Origin of the sequence: Bacillus alkalicellulosilyticus (assembly GCF_002019795.1) — a bacterium.
GTDB lineage: Bacteria > Bacillota > Bacilli > Bacillales > Bacillaceae_F > Bacillus_AO > Bacillus_AO alkalicellulosilyticum.
Genome location: NZ_KV917381.1, coordinates 577,845 through 597,657, shown reverse-complemented (window position 1 = coordinate 597,657; position 19,813 = coordinate 577,845). Strand labels below are relative to the sequence as shown.

The following is a 19,813-nucleotide window of genomic DNA, read 5'->3' as shown; positions in this document are numbered from 1 at the left end:
GTATGTTTCTTTCGTCAACAGTATCTATTTTATTAGTCTACATTATAAGCTGCTTGGTAATTTATGTTAGTATAAGAGATAAAAGAATATCTTATACAGTCTTAAGGAGTGTAAATACATGATCAAATTTCTTATTTATTTACTTGTTTTATTTGTACTAAGTTATTTTTATGCGTTAGTAACAAAAGGCACAGTATTTACAAATTTTTATGTCATGCTATTTAGTTTCCTTGCCCTTGTTTTCTTTTTTGAATGGGTCGTTCATCGCTATAAGAAAACAAGAACGCATGACGCTAACAAGGAAGAATTGTAAACCTTATAAAAAATGCACCGCACTTAATACCTGCGATGCATAACTGGCTTTGGCCAACTCCAACTTAATGATAATAATAGTGATTTTCACCGTGAATGTCTGCAGGCGGTGATGCTGTCGTTAGCATTCCCGCAATGACCAATACAATAATGACCAATACGAGTTCCAGCCTTAATCCGAAAAACAGTTTCTTTACTTGCCCTTCCTTCTCTTCAGCAGTATCTAGTATTCCAAGCTTCGGTAACCAAAGGAACCGATGGGCAACTGCAATTGGAATGACGAGAGCAAATATGCCAACCTTCCAAAGAAGAATTTGCCCGTATTGGGTGCCAATCAAATCGCCCCATGATTCAAGATATACATTGCTAAGAAATAAACCTGTCAATGTTATGATGACTACTGATACTAAGGCAATTGTTGAAAATATCTTTAATCTTTTATGAATAAATAGAAGGGATTCTTCGTTTTTCTTGACTAAGAACGACGAAACCACAAACCCAAGTAACCCACCAAACCAAATGACAATGGCGAGCATATGAATCGTGTGTGTACCAATTTTTTCAGAGTGATAAGCATGCCCTGTATATCCAAATGTAACGAGTAGGCCGATAAGGAGAAGCACTTGAAGCCATCGTATTGGATTTTTCCGTAAGGACAACATATACACTACACCTGCAAGGATTGGCTTAAGTAGGCAAACCTTTCCAATGATTGTCGTCGTCAAAAGCAACCATAATGTTTCCCATAAAAACGGGTCTGATATCGTGGTCTGTGTTAAATGGAATGACCGCGAAGCAAGGTGTCCGACACTCGTCATTAAAATTAAAAGGAATCCGAGTAAGAACAATCGTTTCTCAAAGAGAGGATAACGGTGTTGGTCCTCAAGCAATGACACTCCTTCTTTTCTCCATAAAAATCCTTGAAAAAATATCCAACCTCCAAGGAACATCACTGTTACAATTTCAATAATTCGTAAACCCATATTGATCCGGCTGAACAGAGGCCAGCTTTGTTCTTGTTCTTCTTCAAGAATTTCTTGGTCTTGCTGCTCTTCATCAACCAAGGGTTCTTCTTGTACATCCTCTTCCACTTCTGGTTCTTCTACTATATCTACAACCGGTTCTTCAACTTCTGGTTCTACTAGCTCTTCAACCTCTACAAAAAATCGGAATGAACCATCTGTTACGTGAGTATCAAGCGCAAGAATTTGCCAATAAACCGTATACTCCCCGTTTTCTAAATGTGGCAAACGCAATGTCATGGAAGTGTTGTCTACACTATATTGTTCTGCCTCGATGACTTCACCGTCTTCATTCTCAATCCGCAGTTGACTAAGGTCTGTCTCTATTGGTTCTGTAAATTGTACCCACACCCCAGATGGTGATTCATCTACCGTTGAATCTTCTTGTGGCGAAGATAGCTCCATGTATGAATGAGCCCCTACAAACGATGGGAACAGTAGCATACCTACTGCCAGCGCTAGGAACACTATTCTCCATTGTAGTTTCACAAGGCATCCTCCTTTCTTAAAAACAAAGAACCCCACAGAAAGCAATGTCTCTGCAGGGATTCATTTTTTCATTAATTTCCTACGATAGCATCTAAACGACTTGTATTAACGAAGCCATCTAAGTTAGGGTCTTGGTCCATGAATTGAAGCTCATATGAAGCATCTGCCCAATCTTGTAGTGCATCTGCATGAGTTTCTGTAGTAACGACCATTCGTTTCCACGCATTTTCTAATACTCGGTCAGGAAGCGAACTTTGTGTTAAATCATAAATTAATCCATTTACTGCTTCTAACGTTTCAGCAGTATTCTCATTAGCAAAATCAACAGAAGCTTTATGAGCTCGTAAGAAACTATCTACGATTTCAGGATTCTCTTCTAAAAATTTGTTTGTTGTCACGACAACTACACTTGGTAATGTTTCTCCAACGAAAACTTCATCCCACTCTGCAATAACTTTTGCTCCAAGTTCTTCAACAAGATACGTACCCCATGGCTCTGGAGCTGCTGCTGCATCAATTTGCCCTTGCTCAAACATACCAATCATGCTTGAAGGAGCTACACGTGATTGATGCTCAACCGTACCACCTACACGATTTGATAATAATCCAAGGTCTTTCAACATAATTTCAAGCTGTACGTTATGAGTACAACCATTACCTGGTGTACAGAAAGACTTCCCATCAAAATCTTCTAAACTCTCAATTCCAGATCCTTCACGAGCAACGATTAATGTAGCTCCATTCGCTGCTGCACCCAATACAACAACATCTCCACCAGTTAAAAAGTAGTTAATTGCTGGACCTGGTCCTACATACCCAATATCAATCGTTCCCGTATCTAACGCATCCATAAAATCATTTCCATTAGGGAAGTGTCTAAATTCAGTACCGATGTCACCTAACTCATCTTCAAAAAATCCTAACTCCTTACCAACAATAGCTGCGGCATGGTCTAAGTTTGGAAAATAACCAATTGAAACTTCCTCTACAGAACCACTTGTAGAGTCTGATCCACAAGCTGCTAAGACCGTAGCGACAACTCCAATCGTTAATGCACTTAGTAATTTCTTCATTCTTTCTTCCTCCTCATTTTCCTGGTTACTTTGCATAACCCCAACGAGCTAATACTCGTTTTTCAATTTTATTAAAAACTAAATATTCAATAATAAGTCCAGTTACAGCGATGATAATAATAATCGAAATAACCAAATCCATATTGTAAAAATCTTTTGCATCCATTAAAGTACGTCCTAAACCACCAGTACCTAATAACTCCCCTGCCATTAAAGCGCGCCAGCCAAAGGCCCATGCAAGTCTAGCACCTGTTAACGCTGAAGGTATCGAAGCAGGAATCATGACCTTCCAAACGAGTTCTGAACCACTATATCCCATCGTCCTTGCTGCCCGGATAAGAATTGGTTGAACATTTTTTAAGCCCATTCTCATACTCATTGTCATTGACCATGTACCACCAAGAACGATAATAAAAATAATCGCTGTTCCACTTCCTGCAAAAATAATTAATGCGATTGGAAGCCAAACGATACTCGGTACCGCTTGAAGGGCAATGACAAGGGACCCTAACGTTTCATCTGCTATTTTCGAACGAGCTAAAATTATCCCTAATGCCGTTCCAATGACTATCGCTAACGCAAATCCAATACCAATCCGCTGTAAACTCGTAAATAGCGCGGTTGCTAGTATACCTGTTTCAAACAAACCTTTATATAGCTGTGCGAATGCTCCAAATGGAGATGGAAAAAGGGTTGTGGAACGGAACTCAAGGGATAAGTTAAGTCTATATATGCTCTCCCATATTACGATTAGTGCCGTAAAGAAGAGAAGCCTTCTGACTGTTGTAATCATCTCCCATTTCCTCCCTCATTACTTTCTCAATTTCACCAGCTAACTGAGACATTATTTTTTCTTCTAATGCTACGAATTCTTGACTTGATTGCTTTCTGGGTCTTGGTAAATCAACTTTAAATTCACCAATAATTCCCCCAGGTCTTGTACCCATTAAAATAATGCGATCTGATAATAAAATCGACTCACGGATATTATGGGTAACGAATAAAATCGTTTTTCGAGTAGTCTCCCAAATGAATTGCACCTCTTTATGAAGCGTTGAACGGGTTTGTTCATCTAATGCTCCAAACGGCTCATCCATTAGTAGAATACTAGGATCCATCGCTAGCGCTCGCGCGATCGAGACACGTTGCTTCATCCCACCTGATAACTCATGTGGATATGAATTAATAAACTTACTTAAATGAACGAGCTTTAAGTACTCAATCGCTCTCTTTTTTGCGTCTTCTTTATTCATTTTCTTTTTCAAGGCAAACATCACGTTCTCTAGCACCGTCATCCAAGGCATAAGTGCCGCTTCCTGAAAGACCACTCCACGGTCAGAACCAGGTGCCGTTACCAATTGGTCACCAGCTTTTACTTCTCCAGATGAAGCGTGGTCAAGCCCTGCTACGATATTAAGTAAAGTCGATTTTCCACACCCCGAAGGGCCTAATAGTGAGATGAATTCTCCTGACTTCACATCTAGATTAATATTTTCAAAGACTGTGTAGCTTGACTTTTCTTCTTTATTTTCAAATGTCTTACTTACATTTTTAATTTGAACTCCAGCCACGTCATAGCCCCCTTTTATGGTAAGAAAAACTATCCTTACCTTTTTACTCGGCTTTTTACATGTGTTTAAGTATATAATTGAAAACCTTGAGTGTCAATGGAATTTAAACATTCGTCTAACTTCGTACAAGCCTATTTTTAACGCTATTCGGGTATGAAACTAGCTATTTTTGTTAAAAAAATAGGACTTGCCTATGGTGTAGACATGTCCTTTTTAATAGGTACCTTTTAGCGTAATATGACTCTTATTTGTTCTACCTTACCATCTCTTATTGATAAAGCATGTGTCCCCTCAACGCTTGAGCCTTGAATAACTTTCGTTTCACCAGTTTGATATGTGAGTTCGTATTCAACTGGGTTGACCCCATTCGTCCCAAATGTATTTTTACGACTTTCATTTACATATGTGACGTTACAAGAACCTAGGAATGTAAAAGATGCTTCCCCGCTTTCATCAAATAGCCAATATGGAAGGATCGGCTTTAATTGGCAAATTAAACTTTGGGCATCATCTATAGTAAATGGCTTTTTTCCTGCGAACATCTCAAACCACATATTTAGAAATTCTACTGTTGATCCACTTAATCTCGACACGAATCCTCTACCATGTAGACTTGTGTCTGGGTTAGCACTGCTTGCAATAAATGATGAATTCTCCAATATACTTCTGCCATACATGTCAGGGTCTATAAATGGAATAAGAGCATGCTTCATATCTTCAAAAAATGGTTCATATAGTTCAGATTTCAACACAGCTAGCAAATATTTATATTCCATGTGTAAAAAAACTGATTCATTTTCAAGCCACCCTGGTGTAAACGCATGGGCTCTTCCTAATTCATTTGGTTCGTCCTTAATGGACATAGATGTCTTGTACATCTGAAGTTTTTTATCATATATGTCTGATTTTCGAACGGCCTGATACAATTTCATCGCTTGCTCTTTATCGTCTTTCACTTTTAAAGATTTAACGATACCTTCTAAAAAAGGTGTGACAGGATAAGGTTGCCATGTCATTTCGTCCTTATCGTTGATTGTAGGTGTAAAGTAAAAATAAGTAGGTGGCAATTCACCGTAATCTGAAAGTCTTTCGATTCCGCTTTCCACTCGCTGTAACAAAAGAGTAAGCATTGGCTTAAGATTCGTTAAAGAATAACTCACATCTTTCCCTTTAATTCCACGATATACTTCGTTTCGATAAGCTTCCCGGATTTCAGTGATGTTGTTCCAATATTTATTTTCATCAATCTCTAACGTTTGAAGCTTCTTCATTTCTGCAACAACCTCTTGGAAGAGCCTGTCTCCCTCCACTGGAATGCCTACTTTCTTTTCATTCTCTATTTCAAGCAAAAGAGTAAGGAGACGTTTAAGTTCAAATAGCTCCGATGTGCTGGCACCAAACATTCCGGGCAAGCCATTTAGTGAATCATTCCAACCTGGTTTATCAGCTTCCATTTCAATTCCTAATCCATACGGTGCCATCGTTGCTGTTTTCACAAGTGCTAACAATACCAACTTCGAGTAAAGCGTTGTTGTATAAATGTCACCTTCGCCATATTTTTCTCTTACCCATAAAACGCCATTGTTAGCATTGGCTTGGGAGAGCTTTTCCTTATCCTTTTCAATAGCATGATATTGCCTCATCTTACCGTTGCTAGTCACATATTTTTCATTACGTTTTTTCACTTTAACAGGGCTGTCAAAAAAGCAATAGCCATCCCCAAACACCATTTCATTTTTCTTATCAGGATAAATTGTTAAGTAACTATCAAGTAAGTCTAGGTTATAGGTCCAATGGTCAATCCAAAACCCCTCTCCATACTCCGCTTCTGGAATTTCATCAGCAGAAAGTAATGTTTCAGAAAGAAATTGTTCAAAAGGGAGGGTAAGCTCAATCATTTCATTTTCGATAAAATGCTTCAACTCCCCTGGTGTGAAGGAGGACGAAAAAAAGGAGTTAACTTTTGCCTCATCTTTTATTGAAACAAACTGGGCGACATTACTTACATCCTCTAGATAAAAGCGGACTCCTTTTACAACTAAAGGATTATAGCCGTCTAATTGAATAAGGTTCATGAAAAGTTTAATGTTATAATCTTCTACCTTTGGTTCAATAAAGACATCGCAACGCCGGTTTTGATTGATGTCGCGGTAATTGCCATTCCCTTGCGAATAATAAGTTGGGCTTATCGAAAAGAAATTATAATCTCGCTCTAAGTCTCCATGTTTCCTAGAATATAAGTAAAAGACTTTCTTTCTGTCTTGGTCTTGAAATACCATTGGAAATCCACCACGAAGACCATTATCTAAAAAGCTTTGACGTGTATAGGCATCAAAGATAGGATTTGCGGTTTTAGTCGCTACATTTGAGGTTACGTCGTCCGTTATACTTTCAGCTATTTCTTTAGCATAAAGTAAATAAGACAACGATAAATGCGTAGTCGCAAATTCATTTACTCTCTCTTTGTTTTCAGCGTGTCCTAGTATCGTCATTAATTGAAGCTCTTCATTACCTTGTAAGTCTGCGACAACTCCACTAAATCCACACGATACCTTATTTGTAGAATGAGCCTCACCAGAAAGAATAGCTTCTACTGATGTATCAATAAAATGTTCTGGTACTTGTAACGAGGTATCTGTACCAAACACTAAATCTCGGTCAATGATCGGCTTTAGCTTTTGTTCAGTGTTTCGATAGGACAACAGACTTGCGTAGAAATTTCCTTTTTCAACTTCCTTCACTTCTGCACTATCTTCCATACTTCCCCGAAGCTTATAAAACGGAATATTGTGTTCCAGGTTATATACATCAAACCAGCTTTTTATTGTATGTCCTAACTCTTTGTATGCCCCATTGAAAACTCCACTTGGGAGAATTGATGGTAGACCGTCTAGCATTTCAATTTGTTTTTCTGTTGAAGATATATTTTTCAAAGTGACATGGCGAACGAGCCCAGCGATTGGGGATTGCGGAAGAATAAAGTATTCAACCATCATCGAAATCCCATGTTTTTCGTTCGTATAGTCAAGTTTAATTTTATTTTCAGAAATCGTCATGGTATGGCTCGAGTTCTTTTTATCTTGAGGTGAAAACGGCTCAATAAAAACCGTTTCAGTGCGGTCGGTTATTTTAAGAAATGTACGAAAGCCATTTAGATGTACGAATTGATAGGACTTATCCGCAGGGAAAAATTCCATAATCGCATGATCCTTATCTTGCACACCAAAGCTAGCAATTGCTTGCCCACGGTTTACATAAAAGACCCACATTGGGATCCCGTTAACTCCAGCTATTCCAGGTAAAAAGCTTGAAAATGTTGGACATTGTTGAAACTGTTTGATTTCAAAGTGTTGGTTATCAGTCAAACGGTACATGGGTTCTCCTACCTTTGCTTAAAAGTTTTACGTAGTTATTGAGCGTTTTTTTCAATTTGAGATGAATCGGATCAATGATTTGTTCGAACTTGTGTAACCTATTCGTTACAATCCACGATTTTTAATAATTTGTTGATATTGCCTTGCACTATCTTTCCAATACCTTCGTTGGGTTGCAAAGTCAACGTAAAAAATCCCAAACCTCTTCTCATAGCCAAAAGCCCATTCAAAGTTATCAAATAGTGACCATAAAAAGTATCCTGCCACGTTTAGTCCCTCTTCATTTACTTGTTGAATCGCAGTGATGTGCTGATTTATATAATCGACTCTCTCTTGATCATGCACCGACCCATCATCTTCCAAAATGTCATCATACGCTGCACCATTCTCAGTAATATAAATTGGTAAGTCCGTGTAGTCACGTCTCAACCTGTATATAAGTTGTTTAAATTCCTCAGGAGACACATCCCAGCCCATAACCGTCTTCGGATAATCGGAATAAGCATTAGTAAAAAGCAAACTTTGGTTTCCCGCAAATTCTACTAACGCGCGTGAATAATAGTTAATACCAAAAAAGTCACAAGGAACTGATATCGTTTCAAGGTCTTGCACTTGAATAAAGCTAAAATCATGAACATACTTCGAAAACAGGTTAACCATATCGATTGGATAGCTTCCTTTGAAAATCGGGTCTAAAAACCAGCGATTGGTGTAGCCATCGGCATTGTTACTAGCGACCATATCATTATAAGTATCTTTAACTCCATAAGCTGGTGCTAGATTCAGAGTAATTCCAATTGGAGTGCTTGATTGCAATTCTTGTTTAAGAAGTTTAACAGCTTCACCGTGAGATAATAAAATATGATGTGCTGCCTTCAGTCCTTCTTCTATATTCATATGACCAGGAGCATGGTAGCCTTGGTGATAGCTTAAAAAGCTCGCACACCAAGGCTCATTGTGGGTAATCCATGAAAACACATGCTCATCGAGTTGTTCAAAACATGTTTTGGCAAATTCGAGAAACCAAGAAACGGATTCTCGGTTGACCCATCCTCCTTCTTCATACGCCCACATTGGCAAGTCCCAATGATACAACGTTGGGAATGGTTTTATTCCAGCTTCGTTTAACTCGTGAATGAGTTGTTTATAAAACAGCATACCTTCTTCGTTATAAATCCCTTTTTCAGGAAAAATCCGGGGCCAGGCAATCGAAAAACGATATGAATCAACCCCAAGTTCTTTAATTAGTTGCACGTCCTCTTGATAGCGATGATAATGATCACAAGCCACGTTCCCGTTATCTTGATTTAAAACCTTTCCTGGGATGGCACAAAAAGTATCCCAAACGGATAAGCTTCGACCACCTTCATTAAAAGCCCCTTCAATTTGATAGGAAGACGTTGATGTTCCAAATATAAATTCGTTAGCGAACTGTTTCATTTTAGACTCCTCTCCATTTATTCTTTTACTGCACCTGCAGAAATACTACTAATGATATATTTTGATAAAAATAAGAACGCAATCATAATAGGAACAACGGAAATAGCAATCCCCAAATACATCGCTCCTAAATTTTGAGCGACTTGCGACCCACGTAAAGCACCCATCATAACTGGTAAAGTGTATTTTTCAGGACTGAATAACACAACGAGTGGCATAATGTAGTTATTCCATGAGCCAATGAACGTAAAAATCGCCATTGTGGCTACAGCTGGCATTAAAATCGGAAACGCAATTTTGTGAAAGATTAATAGCTCTCCTGCACCATCGATTCTAGCAGCTTCAAGCAATGAACGATGCATCGTTGTCACTAGAAATTGACGTAGGAAAAAGACAATAAACGGGGATGAGATTGCTGGAATAATTAAAGGCACATACGTATCAAGAAATCCCATTGTTTTAATCAAATCATAGAAACCGATAAGCCCTAATTGTCCTGGAACCATCATTAACACGAGCACCGTGACAAATAAGAAATTACTTCCTTTAAATTTATATATCGCAAAACCATAGGCGGTTAAAGCAGAAAAGTATGAGCTTAATATCGTGACGCATACAGCAATGAACAAGCTATTGGCAAAACCACGCCATAGATTCATATAGCTAAGAAGAACTTCATAGTTTTCTAGTAACGATGAACCTGGAACTAACGTGAAACCATGGCGCAACATTTCTTGCGTCGAGCGAGTTGCATTGATAATCATCATATAAAATGGGATAAAACTGATAACCACAAGCAAGATTAAAATAATATAAATAATCCCTTTAACAATCTTTCTCTTCTCCATTTATCTTCACCCCTCTTTCGCACTTTTTCGGTACATCGCTTTAAATGTGACATATGAGAAAAGAACGGTTATTACAAATAATCCATAAGCCACTGTTGCGGCGTATCCATAATTATTAAAACGGAACGCTTGGTTATATAAATAGAGAACCATTGTATTTAAAGACCCTTGAGGAGCACCTAGTCCATCTGTTATTAGCATCGGTAAATCAAATATTTGCAGTCCACCGATAAGTGATGTAATTAAGACATAAAGTAAAATTGGTTTTAACAAAGGTAGCGTTACTTTTATAAACATTTGAAAACGATTCGCGCCATCAATTAATGCGGCCTCAAAATAATCTTTTGAAATCCCAGAAATCCCAGCCATTAAAATGATAAACGTATGCCCAAACCACATCCACGCCCCAATTAATGCCACTGACCACCTTGCTGTCGTAGGATTATTAAGCCAGTTAATAGGTTGTGAGATAATCCCTAAGTCTAATAGTAGATGGTTAATTGTTCCGTGATGCCAATCTAGTAAAATACCAAATAATAAAGCAACGGAAGCAATCGTTATCAAGTTAGGTAAGTAAAATACGGCCCGAAAAAAGCCAAGCCCCTTCATCTTTAGTCGAATGTCAGAAAATAAAATGGCTAATAACAAGGCAATCCCAATTTGGATGATAAAATTAATTCCCCAAATATAAAGCGTATTGAAGAAAGCCTGTAGAAAAAATGTATCGGTCACAAGCCTTGCATAGTTAGCTAACCCAATAAAATCTGGGCTTCCCATCCCTGAGTAACTTGTAAAACTATAATAAAAAGTTAAGAGAATAGGATAAATCGTAAACGTAACAAAAACGAGAAAAAAGGGCAAAATAAAGGCATACCCATAGTAGTCTATTCTTTTCATTCTCAACTCCCCCTCTCATCAGAAAAACGCTTAAATAACTGAAGTCATAAAGGGGAGACTTAGCTCCCCCTTGCACACTATTTTAATTAGGTAATTCAATGTGAGGATATGCATTTTTGACAGCATTATAAAAATCTTGAATGGCTTCTTCTTTTGTTTTTGCACCTTCCACATAATCGCCCACTGCATTTCCAAACATGGCATCAATTTGCTGATCATATCTCGTTACAATACCTGGATTAATCGACTGAGCTTCTTCAAGGAAGAACGTGTAGTTATTTTGTCCACCTAAAAACTCATCACTGAAGTCATCTTTAATTTTGCTCGTAACTGGTAAGTAAGAAAGGACATCCCCAGTTTCTGTAGCCCAATCTGTTAAGAACTCTTCATCATGAGTCATCATTTTTACAAACTCCCAAGCTAGTTCCTTTTTATCGGAATTACTGTAAATACCGACCCATGTTCCACCCCAGAAGTACGGGTTCGGTCCGTTCGTTACTGCCCAGTCTCCATATGTTTCTTCTGTATTAAGCTTTAACACACTATGAAGTCCCCATGTCGGTAACGCATAAGCAAACACCTCTACCTCATTTGAAGCATTCTCATCAACCTCATCCCAACCGGCATTATAATTTATTGGTCCATCCATTGCCGCGAACCAAGCTGGTGACCATTCTGGAGCAAATGCAGTTAAGTCTAACTCACGAAGTTGTTTTGCATAATCAAAATGGTTCATACGTCCTTCTGACATGATAAGTTCATCTTTTTCATTAACCCATGGCTGAGGGTTTTGTCCTTGGGCAAACCAACGAACCGCTCCTTCATCAGGAAATAGGCGATAACCGGCAGCTTTCATTTTTTCCCCGACTTCATATAAACCATCCATTGAGGTAAACATATTGCCGATTTCACTTGGGTCATCTGTACCAAGAACTTCTTTAGCAATACTTCTTCTAAAATAAATACCACCTGGTGTTGTTTGCCATGATAACGCTTTCACTTCACCGTTTGAATTTTTACCTAAATCAAAAACATACTCAACAAAATCTCCTCTAAGTGAATCAACATTGTACGGGTCTGCTGAAAGGTTTTCCCAATAATCCTGCTCTACCCAATCTTTGATAAATGCCATTTCTCCTGTAAAAATATCTGGTGCGCCACTTCCACTTTCAAGAACTGGTCGTAAACGGGTTGGATAATCTTCAATTGGTATAATCGTTAACTCCACATCCACATCATGACGAGACTCGAATACCTCAATCGCATCTTCTAGTTCGTCAGTAAAAGACCAAATTGTTAATTTTTCCTTTGAACCGCTATTGCTTCCTCCTTCAGAACTGCTACTTTCCCCACTACAAGCTGCGAGTAGACCCACACTAAGAATTGATGCTGCTACCAAACTCCATACTTTTTTCACCTTACATTTCCCCCTTTTCTTAAAAAAGAATATATATTTCCAAAGCGCTTTCGGCATAATGTTTGAAAATAATCTAGTACTATTAAGCGCTATTGAAACAATTTTAAGTTGAGACAGTGAAGATAAGCTTTATCCAAAGCGCTTTCGATTTACTTTAAAACGAAAGCGCTTTGGGTATGTTTTAAAAAAATATATGTATCGAAGCCTGTTAGTAGAACAATTGATAGACAACTATTCTATGAAGGCTTCGAATTAATCATTTTATATTAGATTGCTTTTGTCGAATCCCTTATGACTAGTTCAACAGGAATCGTAACGGCGGTGTATACTTTATTTTTTTTGTCTATTTGATTTAATAGTGCATCTGCAGCACTTTCCCCGATTAAATCTGTATTTTGCTTAATTGTTGTTAGGGCTGGTGTGATATATTTGGCTAATTCAATATCATCAAAACCAATAATGGATATGTCGTCTGGAACCTGTAAACCAAAAGTTCGTATCGCTGATATCGCTCCAATGGCCATTAAGTCTCCAGCAACAAATACTGCAGTTGGCCTGTCTTCAAGCGATAATAGTGTTTCCATCGCAGAATAGCCCTTTTCATAGGAAAAGTAATGTCCGTCTACGATATATGAATCTGGTATTGTGAGCCCAAGTTTTTTAACTGCGCTATAAAATCCCTTTAGTCTTTCTAAACCAGCAAATGAAGCTTGATGTCCGTAAATATGAGCGATTTTTCGATGACCTAAATCATAGAGATGCTGCACGGCTAATTCACTCCCGTGAACATTATCGCTATATACAACGCTAGATTTCTTACTATATAAATCAATTACGACTGTTGGCAAAGATGAGTCTATTAATTTTTGTACTTCTATGTCATCCTTTTCTGAGCTGAAGATGACTACGCCGTCGACCCCGCGATGAAGTGCATGTTGGATATAACTCTTTTCTTCTCCACCCAAATGCTTACTTAAGAAGATAACATCATAGCCAACCTTCTCTACCTGTTGTTTGAAACTCTCAATAACTCCTCCAAAAAAGGGATGTTTCATTCCTATCCCTAAGTCTTCAACAAAGATTACCCCAATCGTAAATGTTTTTTTCATTGTCAAAGAACGGGCAACATTGTTTGGATAGTACCCCATCTCTTCTACTGCTTCAAGTATTTTCTTTTTCGTTTTTTCGCTTACATCTGTATAGTTGTTTAACGCTCTTGATACGGTTGTAATCGAAAAACCTGTCTTTTTTGCTATATCATAGATTGTAGTCATAGTAATGCCCCTTTGCTAAAATCGGAAGCGCTTTCGGTTTGATTATATACATCATTCACCAACGCCGTCAACCCCTTTTTTTCGACATTTTTCGGGTGGTGCCTGTCACCACCCGAACAGGCACCACCCTACTTAATTACATCAACATCATATGGAAGGTATTTATCACAATACACCCATGTCCATTCGTTATTCTCATATACTAAAAATTTTGTACCGCCCTCTTCTTTTTCTATCGCGTAAACCGTATATGATTTACCATCCACTTTGTTCTTTACTTTGAATAAACTTTGATTTGGCTTGTTTATTTCATGCAATTTATTATTTATTTTAATAAAACCGATTAATACAATAAAGATAAGAAGTAAGGATAGTTCCACTAGATTTCCCCCTTTGTACATATATTTTGACACGATACGAATCAAACCATATGATTATTTTATCACGAGTACGTACTTTGAAAGGTGGAAAAGCATGAAAATTTCTAGCATCTTGAGCAATGGGATGGTATTACAGCGTAATCAACCCATTTCTATTACAGGTCAAACGACTATTTCATCAAATGTCTCAATTACATTTAACGAAAATACATACCAAACGATTGCAGATTCTAATGGCGATTGGACAATTTCAATAGATTCTCAACAAGCCGGTGGTCCCTATCAAATGGTGATTGAAGGAGATGAAAGAGTCATCATAGATGATATTTTAATTGGGGATGTTTGGATCCTTGGAGGCCAGTCCAATATGGAAATTCCAATAAATAGAACACTCGATTTATTTTCTGAAGAAATGAAAGCGGTTAACCAACCTTTCATTCGGCAATTCGCTGTTCCTCAACAGTATAATTTTCATGAACCAAAACAAATGGTAGAAGGCGGAAATTGGATAAGTGCTACACCCTCTGATGTCATGCATTTTAGTGCCGTTGGATATTTCTTTGCAAACGAATTATATGAAAAATATGGTGTACCCATTGGACTAATTTTAACTGCAGTTGGTGGAACCCCGATCGAAGCTTGGATGAAGGAAAGTACATTAAGGAAGCTTGGCGGATATGAAGTTGAAATGGAGAAAAATAAGGATGATGAGTATGTCGCCGCTACCCAAAAAAGCGATCAAGAACGCCATGACAAGTGGTATGAACACTTAAATGCTCAGGACATCGGCCTACAAGGTGTTGAGTGGTTTAAAGAATCTACGGTTGTTTCGGATTGGAATGATTTTATTGTTCCGAACTCATGGAAACACAGTGAACTTGAAGCGATAAGAGGATCTGTTTGGTTCGTCAAAGAGTTTGACCTCCCAGCTTCAATGACTGAAGGTGAGGCGATGCTCAAACTAGGAACAATCGTTGATGCGGATGATACATATATTAACGGAGTTCTCGTCGGCACTACTGGGTACAAATACCCTCCAAGAAGGTACCCGATTCCAAAAAGCCTTTTAAGACCTGGTAAAAACACGATTACGGTCCGAGTAATCAGTACACAAACGACAGGTGAATTTATAAAGGATATGCCTTATAAAATCATTTCCAATGGAGAAGAGTGTCCGTTAGATGGCACTTGGAAATTTAAAATCGGAGCTATCACCGATACACTAGCTCCACCGACGTTCTTTCAATATAAGCCATCTGGAGTGTACAACCATATGATTGCTCCGCTTGCGGGTGTTGCAGTCAGCGGCGTTCTTTGGTATCAAGGAGAATCTAATACCGCTCAACCTAAAGGCTACCATAAGCTTTTTCAACATCTTGTCACTGATTGGAGAGATACGTTTAAGTTGGGAGACATTCCTTTTCTTTTTACACAGCTCGCAAATTTCAGATCCGATGATCCGGACCATAAACCGACGAACTGGGCAGAACTTCGAGAAGAACAGCGAAAATCACTTGCTGTCCCACATACTGCGATGGCGGTCACAATTGACATTGGTGAATACAATGACTTACATCCACAAGATAAAAAAACGCTCGGTCAACGTCTCGCCTTATGTGCTCAAAATCTTGTGTATGGCGAAGAGATTGTATACAGTGGTCCTATTTATAAACAAATGGAACGTGAAGGCAACGCGATTCGTTTATCGTTTGATCATGTAGGGAATGGACTTGTCGCAAAGGATGGCGAGTTACAGCAGTTTTCGATTTGCGGAGCAGACAAAAACTATGTTGATGCTTCAGCTACAATCGAGGGGGATACGGTCCTCGTTCGTAACGAGGAAATTAGTGAACCACAGCATGTTCGTTATGCCTGGACAGACAACCCAGAAGGCGCAAATCTCTATAACCAAGAAGGACTTCCAGCATCCCCGTTTAGTACGGAGGTGTAAAGATTTTTCGGGTGGTGCCAGGCACCACCCGAACTCACTTCATACTCTTCAAGATTTGTTCTTCCAGCTCTTCATTTTCTACTCCCGGCAGCAAATGATACGCTCCCATCTGATGCTTTTTAAGAAAGGTATCTTGAAAGTACCTCATAGTTTCTGCGTCCTCGGATTTTGTTGGCGTCAAAATATATACAGCTCTAACCGCCCTTTCCCCTGATTCACGATGAAGGATGCCATCACGGTATTTATGCATTTCTCCCAACGCGGTTCCGAGATTGTGAGAAACTCGATATTTCGGGTCAAATACGATAATGCCCTTTTCACCTTCAAGGACTATATCTGGAATCATTCTCTGTGTAAATGTGTAATATGGGTTGGAGTTGTATTGATACGTTCGCTGAAAATAAAGCGAATTACCTCCCTTTAGCTTCACTCGACTTTGGTAATTTTCAGCTAAATTCAGAAATAAACCGTCTTTCGTTTGGCGATATAAGTCGCTTGTATCTTCAAGCATATTCGCTTCTCTTAGTACCTTCACAACTTTCATATAACACCACATTTCATACAACTGAAATGTATCTTTAAGTGGGATAGGATATGAAAGTCCAATTCCCTCTTTGCTGTGTTGATAGAGTTTAGTAAACCACTGATACCACAACCGATAGACGGGGTGCTTTCGAAATTTCTGGGTAATTGTATAAGGACCTTCGTGTTCAGAAACACCTTGAAAAAAAGAACTGTTTAGCCAACGCAAAGTAATCGTCTTATATATCTTCGCTTTATCAGCAACTTCTTTTATATCTATCGTTTCATATCTTGTTAACAATCGATACAAACCATAAAGCTGTTGCTTCACCACTTGATTTTCAAATACATTCACAGTTTCAAATGTCTTATCCGTTTGAATCATTTTAGGGATATCTATCCCGTATCCTGCTTTATCTAGCCAGTGCATCGTCACCTTTTCTACTCGTTGCACTTTTTCTCGTTGCATGACAACGACTTGTTTTTCAAGTCGTCGAATCGGTTGCTTCATTACTTTTGTGACGATTTGTTTTAGTTGGTGAAACGCTCTTTCTATATAGCTCCACTGTGTCCACGACATCTCACGCATTTTTCCAGAGGCATCGACGTTTACAGTTAAACCACTTCGTTGAAAACAACTATTTGACTCCTCTAGTATTTCTGTAAGCATCAGGTCGTATTGTTGTTCAGTCATTTTTCGGTCATCTGGATAAATGTACGATGTAATCGTCTGATTGCCGAATCTAATCTCAAAAACACCGCTTTGAAATGGAGTAGTAAATTGAGCCATATGCTTGTTTTCTTTTTTATAAAATGGCCATGGAAGTCCTAAGATTAGGACCTCTTTTTGCTCTCCGTGATACCTTAGTTTATAATCCGTACTTTCTATGAAGTGCCCTTCTTGAAATGGAATCCACCCTCTGCTGACATCATGTACTTCAAGAACATCATCTCCAAAATTGAGTGGCTCCATAATAACTCAACTCCTCTTTCATTCGCTTCACATGCGTAAGAGAAATCGAATTCCCTTCTAACTCTTGAACTAACCACCGTTCAAGCTGTTCTAACAAGTCACTAATGCGTTCATCACCACGCACCTTGGGTAACACTTTTTCAGAAATAACACGGTCTAATGCATCAATGGAATCTAACTGGTGTTCTTCAGGCAATTGCCTATTCGCATATAATTTATTAAGCATTTCCCCCATGGTCCGATAGCCAAAGTGAAGCTCGAATTGCAGTAGCATACTGTGTAAATCTTTAAGGAGGAGAAATTCTTTTTCAAGTGCCCCCTTAATGTGAGGACTAACCCGATTCCAGTACGTCTCAAAATCAACATCAGATAACGTCATTACAAAAGCACGGTCTAGTACTTTATCAGATATGGAGTGCGTCGTTTCATCCACATTAATTGTCCCTAACAAATACACATTTGGTGGAATGATTATTTTTTGTGGGATATCTGTTGTCTCCTCATCTTGATGCAACGGGACCTCTTTTCTCGATTCAACAGCACTTAAATAGTCGCTCAAATAATACTCAACACGAGCAAGATTCATTTCATCAAGTAAAATAAAATGAGGCTTGTCCCTTTCTTTTAACGCATGCAAAAGAACGGAAAGGAATTCTGTTTTCACATAGCGCTTTTCAAACGAACTATAATATCCAAAAAGAGCGCTGGCATCCGTCCAATCTGGGCGAACTGGGATTATCGTTAAATACGGATTGTTTTGCTCATATTCAAGACCGTAAACAGCATTGGCGTATAATCGAGAAAGCTGCGTTTTTCCGGTTCCTGATATGCCACTTAGTAACACAAAATGTTTATCATCAAGAGCTGTCAGGTTCAAATGTAGATCTCGGATAATCTCTTTTGAGAACGTGAACTGGCTCGTTGAAATCGTCTCATATATCGCTTGGAAATTAAAATTCGGTTCAACAGCGCTTGAATCCGGACCTTCCGTCTCCCCAGGGACCCCTATACCATTCTCATCTGTTGGCAGTTCAAGACGCTCACTTGCATGGGCAAAAAGAAGTGCTGAATCAATAAAATTCTTTTTAACGGCTTTTGTTCCTTCGACAAAGGTATCGGTCTCATTATCAAAACTACCGACATAATAATGATTGCCCTCTACTTTAAACTGATGGTCCCGCAATAACTCCATCGCATACTGCATCACTTTTTGATTATCTAAATTTTGCGTAGCAAACAGCTTAGGTATCCACCATTCGATGACTCCTTTCCCCAAGACAGCCCTTGATCCTGTGAAAATATGATTGTGCCCTTCTAGCTGAAATGCAATGACTTGGTTTGGGGATATTTTATTTTGATAAAAGAAGTAGTTAATATAACCCTTTGTAATTAACTGTTCGCCATCGAATATTTGAATCGATTGACGTTTAACATGGTCTTTCGCATCATCAATTTCTGAAATTTCAACTGCATATTTCCTACCAAGTAATTCTGTTTCCTTAATATCTCTAACTTCTGCAATTGATAATAAAATGTCATAGGCGTGCTTAGCGATATCACTTTCTTCATTTACATACGCACGAAAACCCTCAAGTTCTTTCCATGTTTGTGACAGCTTATTTACTACATCCTCTTCTGCCATTTCCCCTTGTAGTGGTAGAATTGTCCCAACTTGAAACCAAGGACGCTTCCGTGGCTTCACACAGCTTTTCACAAAAGAAACTAGTTCTTCTCTTAGAACGAGTGGTAAATCCTTGCTGCTTGATGTAATCGAGAAACCCTCCGGAATCGACGATAACACATCTTCAATTTTATTGTTTTTGACCCACGACCACATTGGGATAAACGTTAATTCTGTATAAAAACTAACAACTTGATTCATGCCATTGAACTCAAGCGTAAGCATATTATATTCTCGGTCATCCACTCTCCGATAAAGGCCAATAAAGTATTTTCGCCCTATATCCGAGTTCTTTTTCTTCTCAGCATAGGTAGGATTTCTCGCATCATTGTATGTTGTTGATAACGTTGTATCATAACTTCTTATAAAATACTCACTACCTAGCGAAAGACCCGTAGATGAAATAAATCTTTCAAATATCAGCTTCACTGCTGGGGATATTTCATCAAGAACCTGACGACAACGCATTTCCGTATTATCATTATTAAAAACCGTTTGAAAATATGTAAGATTTAGCATTCAATTCACCTTCTGTATAGTATGGCTTCCCTGAGGGTATTGTACCATATGTGTGTTCGACACTGTTCGA

The 19,813-nt window shown here is 38.5% G+C and carries 15 protein-coding genes; 2 read left to right on the top strand and 13 right to left on the bottom strand.

Features of this window, described 5'->3' with window-relative positions:
• Positions 1 to 118: 118 nt before the first annotated feature.
• Positions 119 to 313: a hypothetical protein gene (locus tag BK585_RS03005; protein ID WP_078551721.1), complete on the top strand. Its 195-nt coding sequence runs from the start codon at positions 119 to 121 to the stop codon at positions 311 to 313.
• A gap of 64 nt (positions 314 to 377) precedes the next feature.
• On the opposite strand, the gene BK585_RS03000 is transcribed toward BK585_RS03005, so the two are convergent.
• From BK585_RS03000 to BK585_RS02950, 11 genes are all read right to left on the bottom strand, one after another.
• A complete protein-coding gene (locus BK585_RS03000; protein WP_078551720.1) occupies positions 378 to 1,823 on the bottom strand; it encodes a copper resistance CopC/CopD family protein in 1,446 nt (481 codons plus the stop codon).
• 71 nt (positions 1,824 to 1,894) lie between these two features.
• Complete coding sequence (locus BK585_RS02995) at positions 1,895 to 2,896, bottom strand: aliphatic sulfonate ABC transporter substrate-binding protein (protein ID WP_078551718.1); 1,002 nt, start codon at positions 2,894 to 2,896, stop codon at positions 1,895 to 1,897.
• Positions 2,897 to 2,921: 25 nt separating this feature from the next.
• Positions 2,922 to 3,689 (bottom strand): ABC transporter permease, encoded by a 768-nt coding sequence (locus BK585_RS02990; protein ID WP_078551716.1) that lies wholly within the window; start codon positions 3,687 to 3,689, stop codon positions 2,922 to 2,924.
• Positions 3,622 to 4,467, bottom strand: coding sequence for an ABC transporter ATP-binding protein (locus BK585_RS02985; RefSeq protein ID WP_078551714.1), 846 nt, complete (start codon positions 4,465 to 4,467; stop codon positions 3,622 to 3,624). The genes BK585_RS02990 and BK585_RS02985 overlap by 68 nt, the downstream gene beginning before the upstream one ends.
• A gap of 227 nt (positions 4,468 to 4,694) precedes the next feature.
• The gene (locus BK585_RS02980) at positions 4,695 to 7,841 is read right to left on the bottom strand and encodes a hypothetical protein (RefSeq protein ID WP_078551713.1); all 3,147 of its coding nucleotides are present in this window, start codon (positions 7,839 to 7,841) and stop codon (positions 4,695 to 4,697) included.
• Between the two features lie 105 nt (positions 7,842 to 7,946).
• The gene (locus BK585_RS02975; RefSeq protein WP_078551711.1) at positions 7,947 to 9,281 is read right to left on the bottom strand and encodes a GH1 family beta-glucosidase; all 1,335 of its coding nucleotides are present in this window, start codon (positions 9,279 to 9,281) and stop codon (positions 7,947 to 7,949) included.
• Positions 9,282 to 9,298: 17 nt separating this feature from the next.
• Entirely contained in the window at positions 9,299 to 10,129 is an 831-nt protein-coding gene (locus tag BK585_RS02970) for a carbohydrate ABC transporter permease (protein WP_078551709.1), read from the bottom strand.
• Between the two features lie 6 nt (positions 10,130 to 10,135).
• Positions 10,136 to 11,026 (bottom strand): carbohydrate ABC transporter permease, encoded by an 891-nt coding sequence (locus tag BK585_RS02965; protein ID WP_078551707.1) that lies wholly within the window; start codon positions 11,024 to 11,026, stop codon positions 10,136 to 10,138.
• 82 nt (positions 11,027 to 11,108) lie between these two features.
• Positions 11,109 to 12,443 carry an ABC transporter substrate-binding protein gene (locus BK585_RS02960; protein WP_078551705.1) on the bottom strand — a complete coding sequence of 445 codons (1,335 nt, stop codon included), beginning with the start codon at positions 12,441 to 12,443 and terminating at the stop codon, positions 11,109 to 11,111.
• Between the two features lie 266 nt (positions 12,444 to 12,709).
• A complete protein-coding gene (locus tag BK585_RS02955) occupies positions 12,710 to 13,717 on the bottom strand; it encodes a LacI family DNA-binding transcriptional regulator (protein ID WP_078551703.1) in 1,008 nt (335 codons plus the stop codon).
• A gap of 128 nt (positions 13,718 to 13,845) precedes the next feature.
• Positions 13,846 to 14,097: a hypothetical protein gene (locus BK585_RS02950; RefSeq protein ID WP_078551701.1), complete on the bottom strand. Its 252-nt coding sequence runs from the start codon at positions 14,095 to 14,097 to the stop codon at positions 13,846 to 13,848.
• Positions 14,098 to 14,191: 94 nt separating this feature from the next.
• Here BK585_RS02950 and BK585_RS02945 point away from each other — a divergent pair, with 94 nt between their 5' ends.
• A complete protein-coding gene (locus BK585_RS02945) occupies positions 14,192 to 16,048 on the top strand; it encodes a sialate O-acetylesterase (RefSeq protein ID WP_078551699.1) in 1,857 nt (618 codons plus the stop codon).
• A gap of 34 nt (positions 16,049 to 16,082) precedes the next feature.
• Here the strand turns inward: BK585_RS02945 and BK585_RS02940 are convergent, their stop codons facing one another.
• Entirely contained in the window at positions 16,083 to 17,543 is a 1,461-nt protein-coding gene (locus BK585_RS02940) for a DUF2357 domain-containing protein (RefSeq protein ID WP_078551698.1), read from the bottom strand.
• Positions 17,518 to 19,743 (bottom strand): McrB family protein, encoded by a 2,226-nt coding sequence (locus tag BK585_RS02935; protein ID WP_078551696.1) that lies wholly within the window; start codon positions 19,741 to 19,743, stop codon positions 17,518 to 17,520. The genes BK585_RS02940 and BK585_RS02935 overlap by 26 nt, the downstream gene beginning before the upstream one ends.
• Between the last annotated feature and the right edge of the window lie 70 nt (positions 19,744 to 19,813).